The 15,507-nt window shown below is 58.7% G+C and carries 15 protein-coding genes; 11 read left to right on the top strand and 4 right to left on the bottom strand.

Features of this window, described 5'->3' with window-relative positions; genetic code table 11:
- Nucleotides 1-179: 179 nt before the first annotated feature.
- On the bottom strand, nucleotides 180-1,364 hold the full coding sequence (gene desA / locus ACVWYU_RS07835) for a delta-9 fatty acid desaturase DesA (RefSeq protein WP_390958043.1): 1,185 nt from the start codon (nucleotides 1,362-1,364) through the stop codon (nucleotides 180-182).
- Between the two features lie 147 nt (nucleotides 1,365-1,511).
- On the opposite strand from desA, the gene dibA reads away from it, so the two are divergent.
- The 6 genes from dibA (at nucleotide 1,512) to ACVWYU_RS07805 (ending at nucleotide 7,987) form a co-directional block, all read left to right on the top strand.
- Nucleotides 1,512-3,431, top strand: a complete 1,920-nt coding sequence (gene dibA / locus ACVWYU_RS07830; RefSeq protein WP_248916116.1) for a phosphodiesterase DibA — start codon at nucleotides 1,512-1,514, stop codon at nucleotides 3,429-3,431.
- Nucleotides 3,432-3,711: 280 nt separating this feature from the next.
- On the top strand, nucleotides 3,712-3,894 hold the full coding sequence (oscA, locus tag ACVWYU_RS07825) for a sulfur starvation response protein OscA (RefSeq protein ID WP_007975618.1): 183 nt from the start codon (nucleotides 3,712-3,714) through the stop codon (nucleotides 3,892-3,894).
- Between the two features lie 144 nt (nucleotides 3,895-4,038).
- Entirely contained in the window at nucleotides 4,039-5,052 is a 1,014-nt protein-coding gene (locus ACVWYU_RS07820) for a sulfate ABC transporter substrate-binding protein (protein ID WP_090327762.1), read from the top strand.
- A 238-nt stretch (nucleotides 5,053-5,290) separates the two neighbouring features.
- Nucleotides 5,291-6,109, top strand: a complete 819-nt coding sequence (gene cysT, locus ACVWYU_RS07815; protein ID WP_457372367.1) for a sulfate ABC transporter permease subunit CysT — start codon at nucleotides 5,291-5,293, stop codon at nucleotides 6,107-6,109.
- Between the two features lie 12 nt (nucleotides 6,110-6,121).
- Entirely contained in the window at nucleotides 6,122-6,994 is an 873-nt protein-coding gene (gene cysW / locus ACVWYU_RS07810; protein WP_390958048.1) for a sulfate ABC transporter permease subunit CysW, read from the top strand.
- 3 nt (nucleotides 6,995-6,997) lie between these two features.
- The gene (locus tag ACVWYU_RS07805) at nucleotides 6,998-7,987 is read left to right on the top strand and encodes a sulfate/molybdate ABC transporter ATP-binding protein (RefSeq protein WP_457372366.1); all 990 of its coding nucleotides are present in this window, start codon (nucleotides 6,998-7,000) and stop codon (nucleotides 7,985-7,987) included.
- A 107-nt stretch (nucleotides 7,988-8,094) separates the two neighbouring features.
- Here ACVWYU_RS07805 and ACVWYU_RS07800 read toward each other — a convergent pair whose 3' ends face one another.
- Nucleotides 8,095-8,613, bottom strand: a complete 519-nt coding sequence (locus ACVWYU_RS07800; RefSeq protein ID WP_090327773.1) for an Mpo1 family 2-hydroxy fatty acid dioxygenase — start codon at nucleotides 8,611-8,613, stop codon at nucleotides 8,095-8,097.
- Nucleotides 8,614-8,697: 84 nt separating this feature from the next.
- Here ACVWYU_RS07800 and ACVWYU_RS07795 point away from each other — a divergent pair, with 84 nt between their 5' ends.
- Complete coding sequence (locus ACVWYU_RS07795; RefSeq protein ID WP_457372365.1) at nucleotides 8,698-9,384, top strand: Crp/Fnr family transcriptional regulator; 687 nt, start codon at nucleotides 8,698-8,700, stop codon at nucleotides 9,382-9,384.
- A gap of 59 nt (nucleotides 9,385-9,443) precedes the next feature.
- Nucleotides 9,444-9,809 (top strand): response regulator, encoded by a 366-nt coding sequence (locus tag ACVWYU_RS07790; RefSeq protein ID WP_090327778.1) that lies wholly within the window; start codon nucleotides 9,444-9,446, stop codon nucleotides 9,807-9,809.
- Between the two features lie 148 nt (nucleotides 9,810-9,957).
- Here ACVWYU_RS07790 and ACVWYU_RS07785 read toward each other — a convergent pair whose 3' ends face one another.
- Nucleotides 9,958-10,962 (bottom strand): AraC family transcriptional regulator, encoded by a 1,005-nt coding sequence (locus ACVWYU_RS07785; protein WP_247256721.1) that lies wholly within the window; start codon nucleotides 10,960-10,962, stop codon nucleotides 9,958-9,960.
- 100 nt (nucleotides 10,963-11,062) lie between these two features.
- Here ACVWYU_RS07785 and ACVWYU_RS07780 point away from each other — a divergent pair, with 100 nt between their 5' ends.
- A complete protein-coding gene (locus ACVWYU_RS07780; RefSeq protein WP_457372364.1) occupies nucleotides 11,063-12,136 on the top strand; it encodes a fatty acid desaturase in 1,074 nt (357 codons plus the stop codon).
- Nucleotides 12,137-12,209: 73 nt separating this feature from the next.
- Here ACVWYU_RS07780 and ACVWYU_RS07775 read toward each other — a convergent pair whose 3' ends face one another.
- Nucleotides 12,210-12,731 carry an Hcp family type VI secretion system effector gene (locus ACVWYU_RS07775; RefSeq protein ID WP_248916119.1) on the bottom strand — a complete coding sequence of 174 codons (522 nt, stop codon included), beginning with the start codon at nucleotides 12,729-12,731 and terminating at the stop codon, nucleotides 12,210-12,212.
- Between the two features lie 674 nt (nucleotides 12,732-13,405).
- On the opposite strand from ACVWYU_RS07775, the gene tssA reads away from it, so the two are divergent.
- On the top strand, nucleotides 13,406-14,962 hold the full coding sequence (gene tssA, locus ACVWYU_RS07770; protein ID WP_248916120.1) for a type VI secretion system protein TssA: 1,557 nt from the start codon (nucleotides 13,406-13,408) through the stop codon (nucleotides 14,960-14,962).
- A gap of 32 nt (nucleotides 14,963-14,994) precedes the next feature.
- Nucleotides 14,995-15,498, top strand: coding sequence for a type VI secretion system contractile sheath small subunit (tssB, locus tag ACVWYU_RS07765; RefSeq protein ID WP_457372363.1), 504 nt, complete (start codon nucleotides 14,995-14,997; stop codon nucleotides 15,496-15,498).
- Nucleotides 15,499-15,507: the final 9 nt, after the last annotated feature.

Here is a 15,507-nt window from a genome sequence, read left to right as displayed (position 1 = left end):
GCCCGCCTGGGTGGCGAAGTGTCTTTGAGAGGGAGGATTTGAAGCGAAGTTCCCACATTTTGTGGCGAGGGAGCTTGCTCCCGCTGGGCGGTATCGGCGACGCGTTTTATTCGATTAAAACGCGTCGCCGATTATGCGTCTGCTGCGCAGCCGCGCGGGAGCGAGCTCCCTCGCCACAGTCAGGCAGCGGTCGGACGCAGGGAGTAGGTTTTGAGCTGGTTGGCGAAGTCACGCAGGGATTGAATCCCGCTGGCTTCGGCTTCGTGTACCCAATCCTTGATGGCGGCCAGCATGTCGTGACCATTTGAGCTGGTCTTGACCCAGATCTGCTGCAAGGCCAGGCGTTTCTCGTAAATTACCTTCAGTGCCTGGCTGTGCTCGAGCATGGTCTGGATGCGGACATGGTGTTTGTCGTCCAGCAGGCTGGTTTCACGCGAGAGCAACCGCTTGGCGCGGTGGAACTGGTGACGGACCGAGTGATCGACCTTTTCCAGCTCCTGCTTGACCAGCGGCCCGATCACCAATTTGCGGTACTGGGCCATGATCTGGAAGCGGTTGTTGAGGATCGCCATGGCGGTGTCCATGTCCAGGTTGCCTTTGCCTTCGACACGATGGGCAATCGGCGCAACCCGCTGGACCTTGGCCAGGCGCAGGAAGCTGAACACTTGAATCCAGGCCCAGCCCAGATCGAATTCCCACTTCTTCACCGACAGTTTTGCCGAGTTAGGGTAGGTGTGATGGTTGTTATGCAGTTCTTCACCGCCGATCAGGATGCCCCAGGGCACCAGATTGGTCGCCGCGTCACGGCATTCGAAGTTGCGGTAGCCGACGGCATGGCCCAGGCCATTGACCACACCGGCGGCCCACACCGGGATCCACATCATCTGGACGGCCCAGATGGTGATGCCGATGGTGCCGAACAGCAGCAGGTCGATGACGGCCATGATCGCCACACCCAGCAGCGGGAAGGGGGTATAGAGATGGCGTTCGATCCAGTCTTCGGGGCAGTTCTTGCCGTAGATGCGCAGGGTCTCGGGGTTTTCCGCTTCGGCGCGGTACAGCTCGGCGCCCTTGCGCAGAACGGTGGACAGACCCTTGATGACCGGGCTGTGCGGGTCATCCTCGGTTTCGCATTTGGCGTGGTGCTTGCGGTGGATGGCGGTCCACTCGCGGGTGTTCTGCGCGGTGGTCAGCCACAGCCAGAAACGGAAAAAGTGCTTCAGGCCGGCATTCAACTCAAGCGAGCGATGGGCTGAGTAACGGTGCAGATAGACCGTGACGCCGACGATTGTCACGTGGGTCATCAGCAGGGTGACTGCCACCAGTGACCAGGGCGACAAGCCGAGAAAACCTTCGTACCACATAGGCTATAGGGCCCTCGATAAAGAAAAAAACAGCCGGTGCATTATCACTAAGCCCACAGAGAAAACCAGTCGCCCTTTCAGATATGAGTGGCTGGATGTGTCTTTAACCTATAATCCCGTTTTTTGTATAGGGACATGGACAGCCTTATGTCTGCCAGCTATCGCGAAGCCTCGCGCGCAGCGCTGCTTTACCTCTTGCTTTCCTTGATATGGCTGCAGCTCAGTGGCTATTTATTGAACAGCTTCTTCGATAGTTCTGCCGAGCTTTCGCGATGGCAACTGATCAACGGTTATGTCTGGGTGGTGATCAGTGCCGGGTTGGTCTTCATTGCCCGGGCGCGATTGCTCCGTTGTCTCGGTATCGGGGCCAAATTGCGTGAGCGCCGTGAAGACCGAGAGCGACTGCGTCAGGCCGCCGCCGTGTTTGATTGCACCCGTGAAGGCGTGTTGGTCACCAATCACGAAGGGTTGATCGTCCATGTGAACCGGGCCTTCATCCAGATCACCGGTTATCAAAGCCAGGAAGTGCTGGGCCAGCGGCCCAGTTTGTTCAAGTCCGGCCGTCATCCGGCCGCCTTCTATCAGGCGATGTTCGCGACACTCGACAGTAACGGCGAGTGGAGCGGAGAAATCTGGAACCGTCGAAAAAGCGGCGAAATCTATCCGCAGTGGCAGACCATCCGCATCGTTCACGACGAACGGGGACGTCGTAGTCATTACGTGGCGGTGTTTTCCGACATCAGCGCGATCAAGAACTCTGAACACGAACTGATGCACCTGGCGCACCACGATCCGTTGACCGATCTGCCCAACCGCCTGCTGTTCACCGATCGCGCCGAACAGGCGCTGGCTTCGGCACAGACTCACAAGCGTGGGTGTGCACTGCTGATGGTCGATCTGGATCATTTCAAGATGATCAACGACAGCCTCGGACACACCATCGGCGACCAGTTGCTCAAGGCGGTGGCGGAGCGTCTAGACGCGATGTTCGGGCCGGGCATTACCCTGGCGCGGCTTGGGGGCGATGAGTTTGCCGTGCTGGCCGAGAGTTGCCCGCAACTGGTCCAGGCCGCGGCGCTGGCCCAGCGGATCATCGATGGCCTCAAAGAACCGTTCTTTATCGACGGGCATCAGCTGTTCATGAACACCAGCATCGGCATCAGCCTGTTCCCCGGCGATGCTTTGAGCACTGAGCAATTATTGCGCAACGCCGACTCGGCGCTGTTCAAGGCCAAGAGTGCCGGTCGCAATGGCTATGCCCTCTACACCGAAGAATTGACGGCCCACGCCCAGCAACGGGTCGAGCTTGCATTCGAATTGCGTCGCGCGCTGGAGCAGCAGCAATTGCGGGTTTACTACCAACCGGTCCATGACTTGCCCACCAGCCGCTTGATCGGTGTCGAGGCGCTGGTGCGCTGGGAGCATCCCGAGCGGGGATTGGTGTCGCCGGCTGAATTCATTCCCGTCGCCGAACGCACTGGCCTGATTGCCGAAATCGACGCCTGGGTCATGCAGCAAGCGTGTCAGCAGATGTGCCAGTGGCATCAGGCCGGCGTGGTGTTGTCGTTCGTCGCGGTGAATGTTTCATCGCGCCTGTTCGCCGGTCGTGAGCTGTACCAGCAAGTGGCCCAGGTGCTGCGCGAAACCGGACTGGACCCGGCTTATCTTGAGCTGGAGGTCACCGAGAGCGCAGTGATGGAAGATCCCGAGGTCGCGCTTGAGCAAATGCACAGACTGCGCGAGTTGGGTGTACGGCTGGCCATCGATGATTTCGGCACCGGTTATTCGTCGCTGCTGCGGCTCAAGCGCCTGCCGGTACAGAAACTCAAGATCGATCAGGGTTTTGTCGCCGGGCTGCCGGGGGACGAAGACGACGCGGCCATTGTGCGGGTGATCATTGCCCTGGCGCACAGCATGGGAATGCAGGTGCAGGCCGAGGGGATCGAGCAGGTCGAACAGGCGTCGTTCCTGCTTGAACATGGCAGCCATCTGGGCCAGGGATACTGGTTCGGGCGGCCGGTGCCTCCCGGACAACTGAATTGGGTGCATGCACCGTCAATCCATTAAGAATCTGTTGCGCAAAACCTGTAGGAGCGAGCTTGCTCGCGATGGTGGCAAAAGCGCCGCGTTCATCCAGGCAGCCCTGGTTTTCGTTCGCGTCCATCGCAAGCAAGCTCGCTCCTACAGAATTCCCCTCGCAAACCCTTGCCCATCAAATAATGTCTTCTGGTTATATAAACATTCTTAAATAGTCTTTTTAAGAATATCTGCGCCTCTCTACTATTGGTCTCACGCCGCAAGCAGTGCCGCCACTGCCAGGCAACCTCTCAGTCGAAGGAGCAGCACCATGAGCGCATCTCTACGTAGCGTTGACGGCCAGGACGAAGCAACCATCCTGCGTGAAATCCAGAGCGCCCTGCGCGATCTGCGTTTTGGCGCAGTGGAAATCACCGTCCACAACGCCCAGGTGGTTCAGATCGAACGCAAGGAAAAATTCCGCTTGCAGCAACCGGGCAACAAACCGGGCTGAAGCGAAACCAATCAAAAGATCACAGCCTGCGGTAGTTTCTGCGGGGGATTGTGTGGGAGCTGCCGCAGGCTGCGATCTTTGAGCAAGCATCCGATTCCAGATCATAAAAAAAGCCAATACCCAAGAATTCCAGGAGCTTTCACCATGTCGTCGATTCGTCAGTTCGCTTTGGCCGCCCTGGCCAGTGCCCTCTTTGCCGGTTCCGCGGTAGCCAAGGATTACGAGTTGCTCAACGTGTCGTACGACCCGACCCGTGAGCTGTATCAGGACTACAACGCTGAGTTCATCAAGTTCTGGCAGAAGGACCATGCCGGCGACACCGTGAAGATCCAGCAGTCCCACGGTGGTTCGGGCAAGCAGGGGCGGGCGGTGATCGACGGTCTGCGTGCCGACGTCGTGACCCTGGCCCTGGCCGGCGATATCGATGAAATCGCCAAGCTCGGCAAGACCCTGCCGGCCGACTGGCAAAAACGCCTGCCGGAGGCGAGCACGCCTTACACCTCGACCATCGTGTTCCTGGTGCGCAAGGGCAACCCCAAAGGCATCAAGGACTGGGGCGACCTGGTCAAGAATGACGTGTCGGTGATTACCCCGAACCCGAAAACCTCCGGCGGTGCACGCTGGAACTTCCTCGCCGCCTGGGCCTATGGCCTGAAAGCCAATGGCGGTGACGAAGCCAAGGCCAAGGAATACGTACAAACCCTGTTCAAACACGTGCCTGTGCTGGACACCGGTGCTCGCGGTTCGACCATCACCTTCGTCAACAACGGTCAGGGTGACGTGTTGCTGGCCTGGGAAAACGAAGCCTTCCTGGCACTGAAAGAAGACGGCGGCGCCGACAAGTTCGACATCGTTGTGCCTTCGCTGTCGATCCTTGCCGAGCCACCGGTGGCCGTGGTCGACAAGAATGCCGAGAAAAAGGGCAACGAGCAGATCGCCGAAGCCTACCTCAAACACCTGTACAGCCCGGCTGGCCAGGAAATCGCGGCGAAAAACTTCTATCGTCCACGTGACAAGGAGGTGGCCGCCAAGTACGCCAACCAGTTCCCGAAACTGGAGCTGGTCACCATCGATAAAGACTTCGGCGGCTGGAAAACCGCGCAACCGAAATTCTTCAACGACGGTGGCGTGTTCGACCAGATCTACCAGGCGCAATAACCTGAAGTAGACCTGACAACCGGCCGGATGCCTGTCAGTTAAGGGGCGCAACGTGTGGGAGCGAGCCTGCTCGCGATGATGGCGGTACATACAACAGGGATGTTGGCTGGCCCACCGGTATCGCGAGCAGGCTCGCTCTCACAGAAGTTGCGGTGTTCAAGCCCTTAACCGGCCGGCTTTGGCCAACGGGCCCCGATCTTGGCGACGGGGCTTTGCGCATTCTCAACCAAGGACTTTTATGTCGCGTCGTATCTCCCCCGTCATACCCGGCTTCGGGCTGACGCTGGGCTACACCTTGGTGTACCTCAGCCTGATTGTGCTCATACCGCTGGCGGCAATGTTCGTGCATGCCGCTCAACTCACCTGGGATCAGTTCTGGGCAATCATCTCCGCGCCACGGGTGCTGGCGGCGTTGAAGCTCAGCTTCGGCACCGCGCTCTATGCGGCGATTATCAACGGCATCATCGGCACGCTGCTGGCCTGGGTGCTGGTGCGCTATACCTTCCCTGGGCGCAAAGTCATCGATGCGATGATCGACTTGCCCTTCGCATTACCCACCGCAGTGGCCGGTATTGCCCTGACCGCGTTGTACACCCCCACCGGTTTGGTCGGTCAGTTCGCAGCCGATCTGGGGGTCAAGATCGCCTACACCCCCCTGGGCATTACCCTTGCCCTTACTTTTGTGACACTTCCATTCGTAGTACGTACCGTACAACCTGTACTGGCCGATATTCCTCGTGAGGTGGAAGAAGCGGCGGCGTGCCTGGGGGCAAAACCGTTGCAGGTATTCCGCCATATTCTGATGCCGGCATTGTTGCCAGCCTGGCTGACCGGTTTCGCCCTGGCCTTTGCCCGCGGGGTCGGCGAGTACGGTTCGGTGATTTTCATCGCCGGCAACATGCCGATGAAAACCGAGATCCTGCCGCTGCTGATCATGGTCAAGCTCGACCAGTACGATTACACCGGCGCTACCTCCATTGGTGTACTGATGCTGGTGGTTTCCTTTGTCCTGCTGCTGCTGATCAACTTGCTGCAGCGCCGTATCGAAACCCCATAAGGAGGCGCACACATGTCCCAATCGTCCATTGCTGCCGCCTCTTCGGCCAACGCTGCCCGTCGTGGCAGTGCGACTTCGCGGCGCGTCCTGATCGGCCTCGGCTGGCTGATTTTTGCGCTGTTCTTGCTACTGCCGCTGTTCATCGTGGTGTCCCAGGGCCTGAAGAATGGCCTGGGTGCGTTCTTCACCGCGATTTTTGAACCGGACGCGCTGTCCGCGCTGAAACTCACGGTGATCGCCGTGCTGATATCGGTGCCGCTGAACCTGGTGTTCGGTGTCAGCGCCGCCTGGTGCGTGAGCAAATACTCGTTCCGTGGCAAGAGCATGCTGGTCACGCTGATCGACCTGCCATTCTCGGTGTCGCCGGTGATCGCCGGTCTGGTCTACGTGCTGATGTTCGGCGCCCAAGGGCTGTTCGGCCCATGGTTGCAGGACCACGACATCCAGATCGTCTTCGCCTTGCCGGGTATCGTGCTGGCGACGATTTTTGTCACCGTGCCGTTCGTGGCCCGTGAATTGATCCCGCTGATGCAGGAGCAGGGCACCCAGGAGGAAGAGGCCGCGCGTTTGCTCGGGGCCAATGGCTGGCAGATGTTCTGGCACGTCACGGTGCCCAACATCAAATGGGGCCTGATCTACGGCGTGGTGCTGTGTACCGCGCGGGCCATGGGTGAGTTCGGTGCGGTGTCGGTGGTTTCCGGGCACATTCGCGGGGTGACCAACACCTTGCCGCTGCACGTCGAGATCCTCTACAACGAATACAACCACGTGGCCGCGTTCGCCGTGGCGAGCCTGTTGCTGATCCTGGCGCTCTTCATCCTGCTGCTCAAGCAGTGGAGCGAAAACCGTATTAACCGCCTGCGCGCCAGCGCCGCGGAGGAATAATTCATGTCGATCGAAGTGCGTAACGTCAGCAAGAAATTCAATGCGTTCAAGGCGCTGGACAACATCAGCCTGGACATCCAGAGCGGTGAACTGGTGGCGCTGCTCGGCCCGTCCGGTTGCGGCAAGACCACGCTGCTGCGGATCATCGCCGGTCTGGAAACCCCGGACCAGGGCAACATCGTGTTCCACGGTGAAGACGTTTCCGGCCACGACGTGCGTGATCGCAACGTCGGCTTCGTGTTCCAGCATTACGCCTTGTTCCGCCACATGACGGTATTCGACAACGTCGCGTTCGGCCTGCGCATGAAGCCCAAGAACCAGCGCCCGAGCGAAAGCCAGATCGCGACCAAGGTCCACGAACTGTTGAACATGGTGCAACTGGATTGGCTGTCGGATCGCTACCCGGAACAACTGTCTGGTGGCCAGCGTCAGCGGATCGCCCTGGCCCGTGCCCTCGCGGTGGAGCCAAAAGTACTGCTGCTCGACGAGCCGTTCGGCGCCCTCGACGCCAAGGTCCGCAAAGAACTGCGCCGCTGGCTGGCGCGCCTGCACGAAGACATCAACCTGACCTCGGTGTTCGTGACCCACGACCAGGAAGAAGCGATGGAAGTCGCCGACCGCATCGTGGTGATGAACAAGGGCGTGATCGAGCAGATCGGCTCACCGGGCGACGTCTACGAAAACCCGGCCAGCGATTTCGTTTATCACTTCCTCGGCGATTCGAACCGTCTGCATCTGGGCGAAGACAATCACGTGCTGTTCCGCCCGCACGAAGTGTCGCTTTCGCGGCATGAACTGGAAGACCACCATGCGGCCGAAGTGCGCGATATCCGTCCATTGGGCGCGACCACGCGGGTGACCCTGAAGGTCGAAGGGCAGAGCGATTTGATCGAAGCCGAAGTGGTGAAGGACCACGACAGCCTGATCGGGCTGGCCAAGGGCGAGACGCTGTTCTTCAAGCCGAAGGTCTGGCAGAAGGTCGCCAACCTCTAAAGCAAGAGCATCGCGAGCAGGCTCGCTCCCACAGGGTTCGGTGTCGGTCACAGATTTTGTACTCAACACCGATCCATTGTGGGAGCGAGCTTGCTCGCGATTGCGATCTAAACAGCCGCACGCTTCGGATTGACCCGCACACCCCCCGCCCGCGCCTCGATCTGCTCTTTCAGCTCATGGCGCATCCCCAGCAAAAACGCCAGCTCAGCCACCACAAACAGCGGCCCGACAATCAACCCCGTCACGTCATCGACGAACGCCGGTTTGCGCCCTTCGTAGTGATGGCCGACAAACTGAATCGCCCAACCCACCACAAACATTCCAATGCCGCTGGCCAGCCAGATGCCAGTGCTTTGCTGCGCCAGCGCATGACCGGCCCAGACACACAACCCCAGCAACACCGTCATCAGTACGCCAAGGCGTAACTCCAGCCGCAGGTAAAACCACGCCGAAGCCAACGACACCAGCACCGCCGGTGAAAGCCAGCCCCCGGCCCATTGCGGACGAGACAGCAGCACAGCCACCGCCAGCACAATCAGCGGAATGCCGATGAAGTGGGTGGCGATGTTGCGCGGGTCACGGTGGTACGCGGCGTATTGACTGAGATGGTCAACGAGGCTTTTCATTGTTATTCCTCCTGTAGGGTGATTGATCATGCCCCGGGGCCATTGCTCACTCTGTCAGCCAGGCGACAATCTCTAGGAGTTTTCATGGATATGCAGGTCTGGCGTCCACGCCTGATGCACGGTCAGTGGTTCAGTCATTTGCCTGTTTCCTTTCAGGATAGTCTGCTGGCCGTCGCCAGGGTCCGGCGCCTGTCGCCGGGCCAGCGCTTGTTCAAGCGGGGTGATCCGCCCTGTGGTCTGTACGCGGTGCTCGAAGGTGCCGTGCGCATTGGCACGGTCAGCGAGCAAGGCAAGGAAGCGTTGCTCAGCCTGGTGGAGGCGCCGCACTGGTTCGGCGAGATCTGTCTGTTCGATGGCCAGGCGCGTACCCACGATGCGTTCGGCCTGGGCAACTGCACCCTGTTGCACATCCCGCAAATGGCGCTGCAAAAGTTGCTCGACGAACAACCGGAGTACTGGCGGCAACTGGCCTTGCTCATGAGCCAGAAACTGCGCCTGACCTTCATCCACCTCGAACAGCTGAGCCTGATGCCGGCCTCGACGCGGCTGGCCCATCGCTTGTTGATGATCGCCCACGGCTACGGCGAGATCGACCCGCCACGCCTGCGCCTGCAACTGCCCCAGGAGCAACTGGCTTCAATGTTGTCGTTGTCGCGCCAGACCACCAATCAAATGCTCAAGGATCTGCAGGGGCAGGGGATCTTGAATCTGGGCTACGGCGAGATCGAAATCCTCGATATCGAACGGTTGCGGGCGCTGGCGATCTTTTAAAGGTGGGCTTTATCCCCGAACACGCCTAGCCTGTGCTGACGACAATCGAGGTGTGCCAAATGCGTGTCCTGTTAGTGGAAGACGAACCCGAGACTGCCAAGCGCCTGGCCGATGGCTTGAGCGAAGCGAGTTATGCGGTGGATGTGGCGGTCAACGGGATGGACGGCCGGCGCTTCATTGAGTCCGGCGAATACGAGCTGATCATCCTCGACGTCATGCTGCCGGGGCTCAATGGCTGGCAGCTGCTGCAACAGATCCGCAAGCTCGGTGAAACGCCGGTGCTGTTCCTCACCACCAGGGACGGCATCGAGGATCGCCTGCGCGGGCTGGAGCTGCATGAAGATGACTACCTGCTCAAGCCGTTCGCCGTCAGTGAGCTGGTGGCACGGGTGCGCAAGTTGTTGCGGCGGGGTCAGGGGCGGTAGTGATTTCTGTGGTGCCTGAACAATCGCTATCGCTGGCAAGCCAGCTCAGTGGCTTGTGTGAATCCTAAATGTCTGGTCAACCGAAAAGCCTGTGGGAGCTGGCTTGCCAGCGAAGAGGCCGGCAAAACCAGCGAAGATTTCAACGTCCTTAACGCAACCCATCCCGAAACTGCCCCGGCGTCATCCCGGTCCAGCGCTTGAATGCGCGGCTGAAACTGCTGGTATCGGCAAACCCCAGTAAATAACTGATCTCGCTCAGCGAAACCTGGGGATCACGCAGGTGCAGCAGCGCCAGGTTCTCGCGGCTTTCATTGAGCAGCGTATCGAACCGACAACCCTCATCCGCCAGGTGCCGTTGCAGGCTGCGCAAGCTCAGGTGAAGGGCCTTGGCGATGTGCTCGGCGCTGGGTTCACCTTCCGGCAATTGCTCTTCTATGGCATCGCGGACCTTGCGCTCCCAGGTCAACGGCTTGAGTTGCGCCAAAGCGCGCTTCAGCACGGTTTCGTTGTGTTCGGCCAGTTCCGGGTTGGCGTCGTCCAGGTGACTGTCGAAGTCAACGAGGGCGAATTCCAGTCGGTCTTCGTCGGTGCCGAAGTGCACGGGTGAGCGGAAGACTTTGTGCCATTGATGCGAGTCTTCAGGTTCCGGCCGGCGCAGGTAAACCGCCAACGGGGCATAGTCGCGGCCCAGGCGATTGCGGCAGGTGCGCACATAAATCGCCATGAACGCATCAATGGCCTCGTAGGCCGGGGCCGGATTGCCGATCGGAACTTTCAGGCGGAAGCGGTAACGATCCTCGCCGCGGGTCAGTTCCAGTTCCAGGGCATCGCTGACCACCTGGTGATAGCGCACGATGCGCTCGAACACTTCGCGCAAACTGCCGCTGGCCACCAGTGCATAACCGAGGGCGTGAAAGGTGGTGGGGCTGACGAAACGTGAGACACGCAGGCCAATCGCCGGGTCGCCACTGGCTTGCACCGCAAGTTCCCACAGGCGCGTGGTACCGGATAACGGGTATCGGGCGTTCGGGTCGTCCATCCATTGCGGATCGAGCCCGGCCTGGCGACACAGGGCGGTGCTGTCGAGGCCCAGGGCGTCGAGTTGCTTGCGCAGGGCGCGGGTCCAGCTGGCGAGGGAGGTCGGTTCAGTCATGCTGATTGGCGCTTCCGGTCAACAGGTTGGCGTTCACGGCTACCGCTTCGGGAGTGTGAAGCGGGCAGGATGCGAACATCAATAACCAGAGGATGGAAGCATGCACGGTACTTCTGCAAGTCCCCAACGACTGAATGCAGCGCAGCGATCAGCGCATATTCGTGAAGTGGTGTTGGCCAAGGGCGTCGAACTGCGTCAGCGCTACCCGATACTCAAGCATCAGGACGCGCTGGGCGCGGGCATCCTGGCCTTCGCCTTGGCCGGGATGATCGGTTCGGCGGCGCTCTACATCACCGGGCACATGGCCTGGTGGGCGTGTCTGCTGCTCAATGCGTTCTTCGCTTCGTTGACCCACGAACTTGAGCACGACCTGATCCATAGCATGTACTTCCGCAAACAGCAGGCGCCGCACAACCTGATGATGGGCCTGGTCTGGCTGGCGCGACCCAGCACCATCAACCCCTGGATTCGCCGTCACCTGCACCTCAACCACCACAAGGTCTCCGGCTCCGAGACCGACATGGAAGAGCGTGCGATCACCAATGGCGAGCCTTGGGGCTTGGCGCGGCTGCTAATGGTCGGCGACAACGTCATGTCGGCGTTTATTCGCATGTTGCGGGCCAAGACCTGGGCCCACAAATTCAGCATCATCAAACGCACGCTGAAGGTCTATGCGCCGTTGGCGCTGGTGCATTGGGGGGCGTGGTACGCGTTTCTCGGCTTCCACGCCGCAAACGGCATCGCGCATCTGCTGGGCACCCCGATTGAATGGTCGGCGACCACGCTGTCGGTAATGAGCGTGATCGACATCGCGGCGGTGGTGATCATCGGCCCGAACGTGCTGCGCACGTTCTGCCTGCACTTCATCAGCTCGAACATGCACTACTACGGCGACATCGAGCCGGGGAACGTGATGCAACAGTGCCAGGTGCTGAACGCCTGGTGGCTGTGGCCGTTGCAGGCGTTCTGCTTCAACTTCGGCAGCAGTCATGGCATCCATCACTTTGTGGTGAAGGAACCGTTCTACATTCGCCAGCTGACCGTGCCGGTGGGGCATAAGGTGATGCGGGAAATGGGGGTTCGGTTTAATGATTTCGGCACGTTTGCGCGGGCGAACCGGTTTGTGCGAAAGGAAGAACTGAACGCAGAGAAGGTGCGTGCGGCTCAGGCTTGATGGTCGATTGGGAGGGCGCCTTAAACGGCATCAACCGCTAAAAAGGTCGATGCCGTGAAACCACCTGTCAGTTTCAGCCTGCAGCGGCGGGGGTGCGCCAGTCATCAGAGCTTTCGGTATTGCCGATTTTGTGTTCCCAGGTGATTTTTCGGTAGCTGAACTCCACGTCTTCCATCTGCGTCAAGTGCGCGGTCGTCTGGTCCTGGCAGTTATGCATATAGCCCTTGATGTTGACGATGATCGCGTCTTCAAGTTTCGTGATGTAGTAGAGCTCTCGAGAAGATGTCGCCGAGGTGCGGTACCAGTTGATGGTAACTTCCTTCAAGAGTTCGCCGGTAGTCAATGCTTGCATCAACAGTGGCGAGGTTTTGTCGCACACCTTAGAGATTTTGAACGGTTTGTGAACGCGTTGACCGGTCGGTTGGCCTGATTGCGGATCGCGAGGAATGATCACTTCGTGGCTGAAGGCCTGAATCATAATCTCGTCTTCATGACCTTCCTGGTAGATATTGCCGACCGACTCAACGGTGAAAGCTCCTTCAGTGATATTACCCATCGTCGTACCCTTGATGGTCATATAGGCGGGCATAGCCATGGATACTCTCCTTGCTGAAATTAGGGAACCCACAGGCTTTATTGCGTCGTGGGTTCCAAAGCTACGATCAAGGTTTATGCCAGTTAAATTAAATTCCCTATTTATCAGGCTTATACAGAGAAAAACGAATTTTCAGTTCCTGATTGATACAGATGGTGTCGGTGAAAAGTGCGCAAAAAGTTGCACAGATCTGCACAACTTCTTGCGCACGTGTCTGTGTGTGATGAAATACAAGCCCTGCAGAAATTCATCTACAGGGTTGTCCACAATTTAACGTGCAATTTTTTGCGCACTCTACGCAGTTCGCTATTAAGTTGTTTCTTCGCAAAAAATACAGTTTAAGGAATTTTCCTAGCGGGTTCTCGGAATAGTCCTACACCTTCATTTGTCACAATGATCGTAATATCTCCCGAATGATTCGCTTCATCCATTTCACTCGCTCCGGCATGCTCTGAAATTGCCGGGTGAGGTGAGTTGAATTAGAACAAATCACTATTTCTCATTAGATATAGGTTGATGTTTTTCTGTGTTTTGATGAAAGGCGCGATCTTTATGGCTTTCTAAATAAAATTCGTTGGGGCATCGGCGTGGAATAAATTCGCAGGCGTGTCCATGAATACAGCACGCTCGCAGTGATGGCGTTAAAGCGCGGCAATTTTTATCAAAGGGTATGGATGTCCTACTCCAGTGAACTTTCTGCTTACTATCTTGAACTCGCAAAAACCTCTATTTCCAATGAGGCTTTTGCGGGCGAGGACGTTCGTTTTTCCAGCGAATATGAAGCGTTGGAGAGCGAGCTGGGTAAAGCCCAATCCATCCATGAGAGCGGCCAGACCGATTGGCGGAAAGTCTGTGAAAACAGTGAAACCCTGCTGCGCACCCAGTCCAAGGATTTACGCGTTGGGGCTTGGCTGACCTGGGGTCTGTACCGGTGCGAGTCCTTCTCCGGGTTATTGGCTGGCCTCGGATTTCTGCGCTATCTGTGTGAGAACCACTGGAGTGAGATCCACCCGGGCAAGTCACGCACCCGCACCGCGGCTCTCACCTGGCTGGTGGCGCGCCTTGAGCAGGTGCTAGGTGAAAATATCGCGATCAAAGAACAGTTGCCGCTGTTTCGTCGTCTGGTCGAACACCTTGAGGGTCTTGATGCTGCATGTACCGAGCATTTGGGCGATGACGCGCCACTGCTGTTGCCGATTTGCCGTCGTCTGAAAAACAGGGTCCAACGCGCCGCCGACAGCCCGTCGGAGACCGGCCTGGTGGGGGCTGCGGTTGCGCAGGTCAAACAGGTTGCTACGCAGTTGTTCGCGCCTGGCGCGCCAATCGATAACGAGAAAGAGGCTCAAAAGGCCTTGCGGGCTCAGTTGGAAAGCGCCCGTCCGTTGTGTGCCTGGTGGCTTAAGCAAAAAGCCACTGATGTGCGCGCCTTGCGCCTCAATCGCACGCTGTCGTGGCTGTCCATCGACGCGATTCCCGAGCGCGACGCCGAGCAGATTACCGTGATGCGCGGGCTGCTGGTGGACAAACTCAAGCACTATCAGGATCGCTATGATCAGGGCAAATACGCAGACCTGCTGGTTGACCTGGAGGCAAGCCTGGCAAACGCGCCCTTCTGGTTCGATGGCCAGCGAATGGTCTGGGAATGCTTGCAAGGACTGAACGCTGAATTGGCCATGCGCGAGGTGGAAGTGCACTTCGCGCTTTTGATCCGGCGTCTGCCCGGCATCATCGAACTGCGTTTCCACGACGGTACACCGTTCGCCGATCCCGCCACCCGCGCCTGGATCAGTGCCAATGTCATGCCGCATCTGCAAACCGCCAGTACGCCGCGCAAGGTTGAAGCAACCGACACCCTGCCGGCCTGGGAGCTGGCCCTGGAGGAAGCCCTGCCGATCCTGCGCAAGGACGGCCTCAAGGCTGCCGTGCAGATCCTCAAGCAGGGCCTGCAAAGTGCCCAGGGCGGGCGCTTCCGATTCTTCTGGCAGTTCGCCCTCGCGCGGCTGTGTTTCATGGCCAAGAAATACGAGCTGGCCAAGACCCAACTCGAAACCCTCGACCAGACATTACAGGACTCAGGAGTCAGCGCCTGGGAGCCTGATCTTGTGCTCGAAGTGCTGCATTTGCTGCATAGCTGCTGCGAGTTGTTACCGCAGAACCATGCTGTGCGTGAGCGCAAGGAAGAGGTTTATCGCAGGTTGTGCCACCTCGATCTTGAAGTGGTACTCCAATAGGCCCCAGGGCCACAACCGCAAGGAGAAAAGCCATGGCCAAAGAAGGCTCGGTAGCCCCCAAGGAACGCATCAACGTCACTTTCAAGCCTGCCACTGGTGGCGCACAGGAAGAGATCGAACTGCCGTTGAAACTACTGTCAATCGGTGATTACACCCACCGCAGGGACGAACGCAAAGTCGAAGATCGCAAGCCGATCAGCATCGACAAAATGACCTTCGACGAAGTGCTGGCAAAGCAGGAGTTGGAGCTGACCTTGAGCGTGCCGAACCGTCTTCAGGAAGACAGCGGCACTGAAGAACTGGCGGTGAAACTGCGCGTCAACTCGATGAAGGACTTCAACCCGGCCTCGCTGGTCAAGCAGGTGCCCGAACTGAAAAAACTGATGGACCTGCGCGACGCGCTTGTGGCCCTCAAAGGCCCGCTGGGTAACGCGCCTGCGTTCCGCAAAGCCATCGAAGGCGTGCTCGCCGACGATGAGTCCCGCGGTCGCGTACTGGGTGAGCTGGGCTTGAACGCCGCAGCCCAGGACGCCTGAGTCCCCATC

It is taken from the genome of Pseudomonas sp. TE12234 (assembly GCF_054061835.1).
This window is presented reverse-complemented; position numbering and strand designations above follow the sequence as displayed.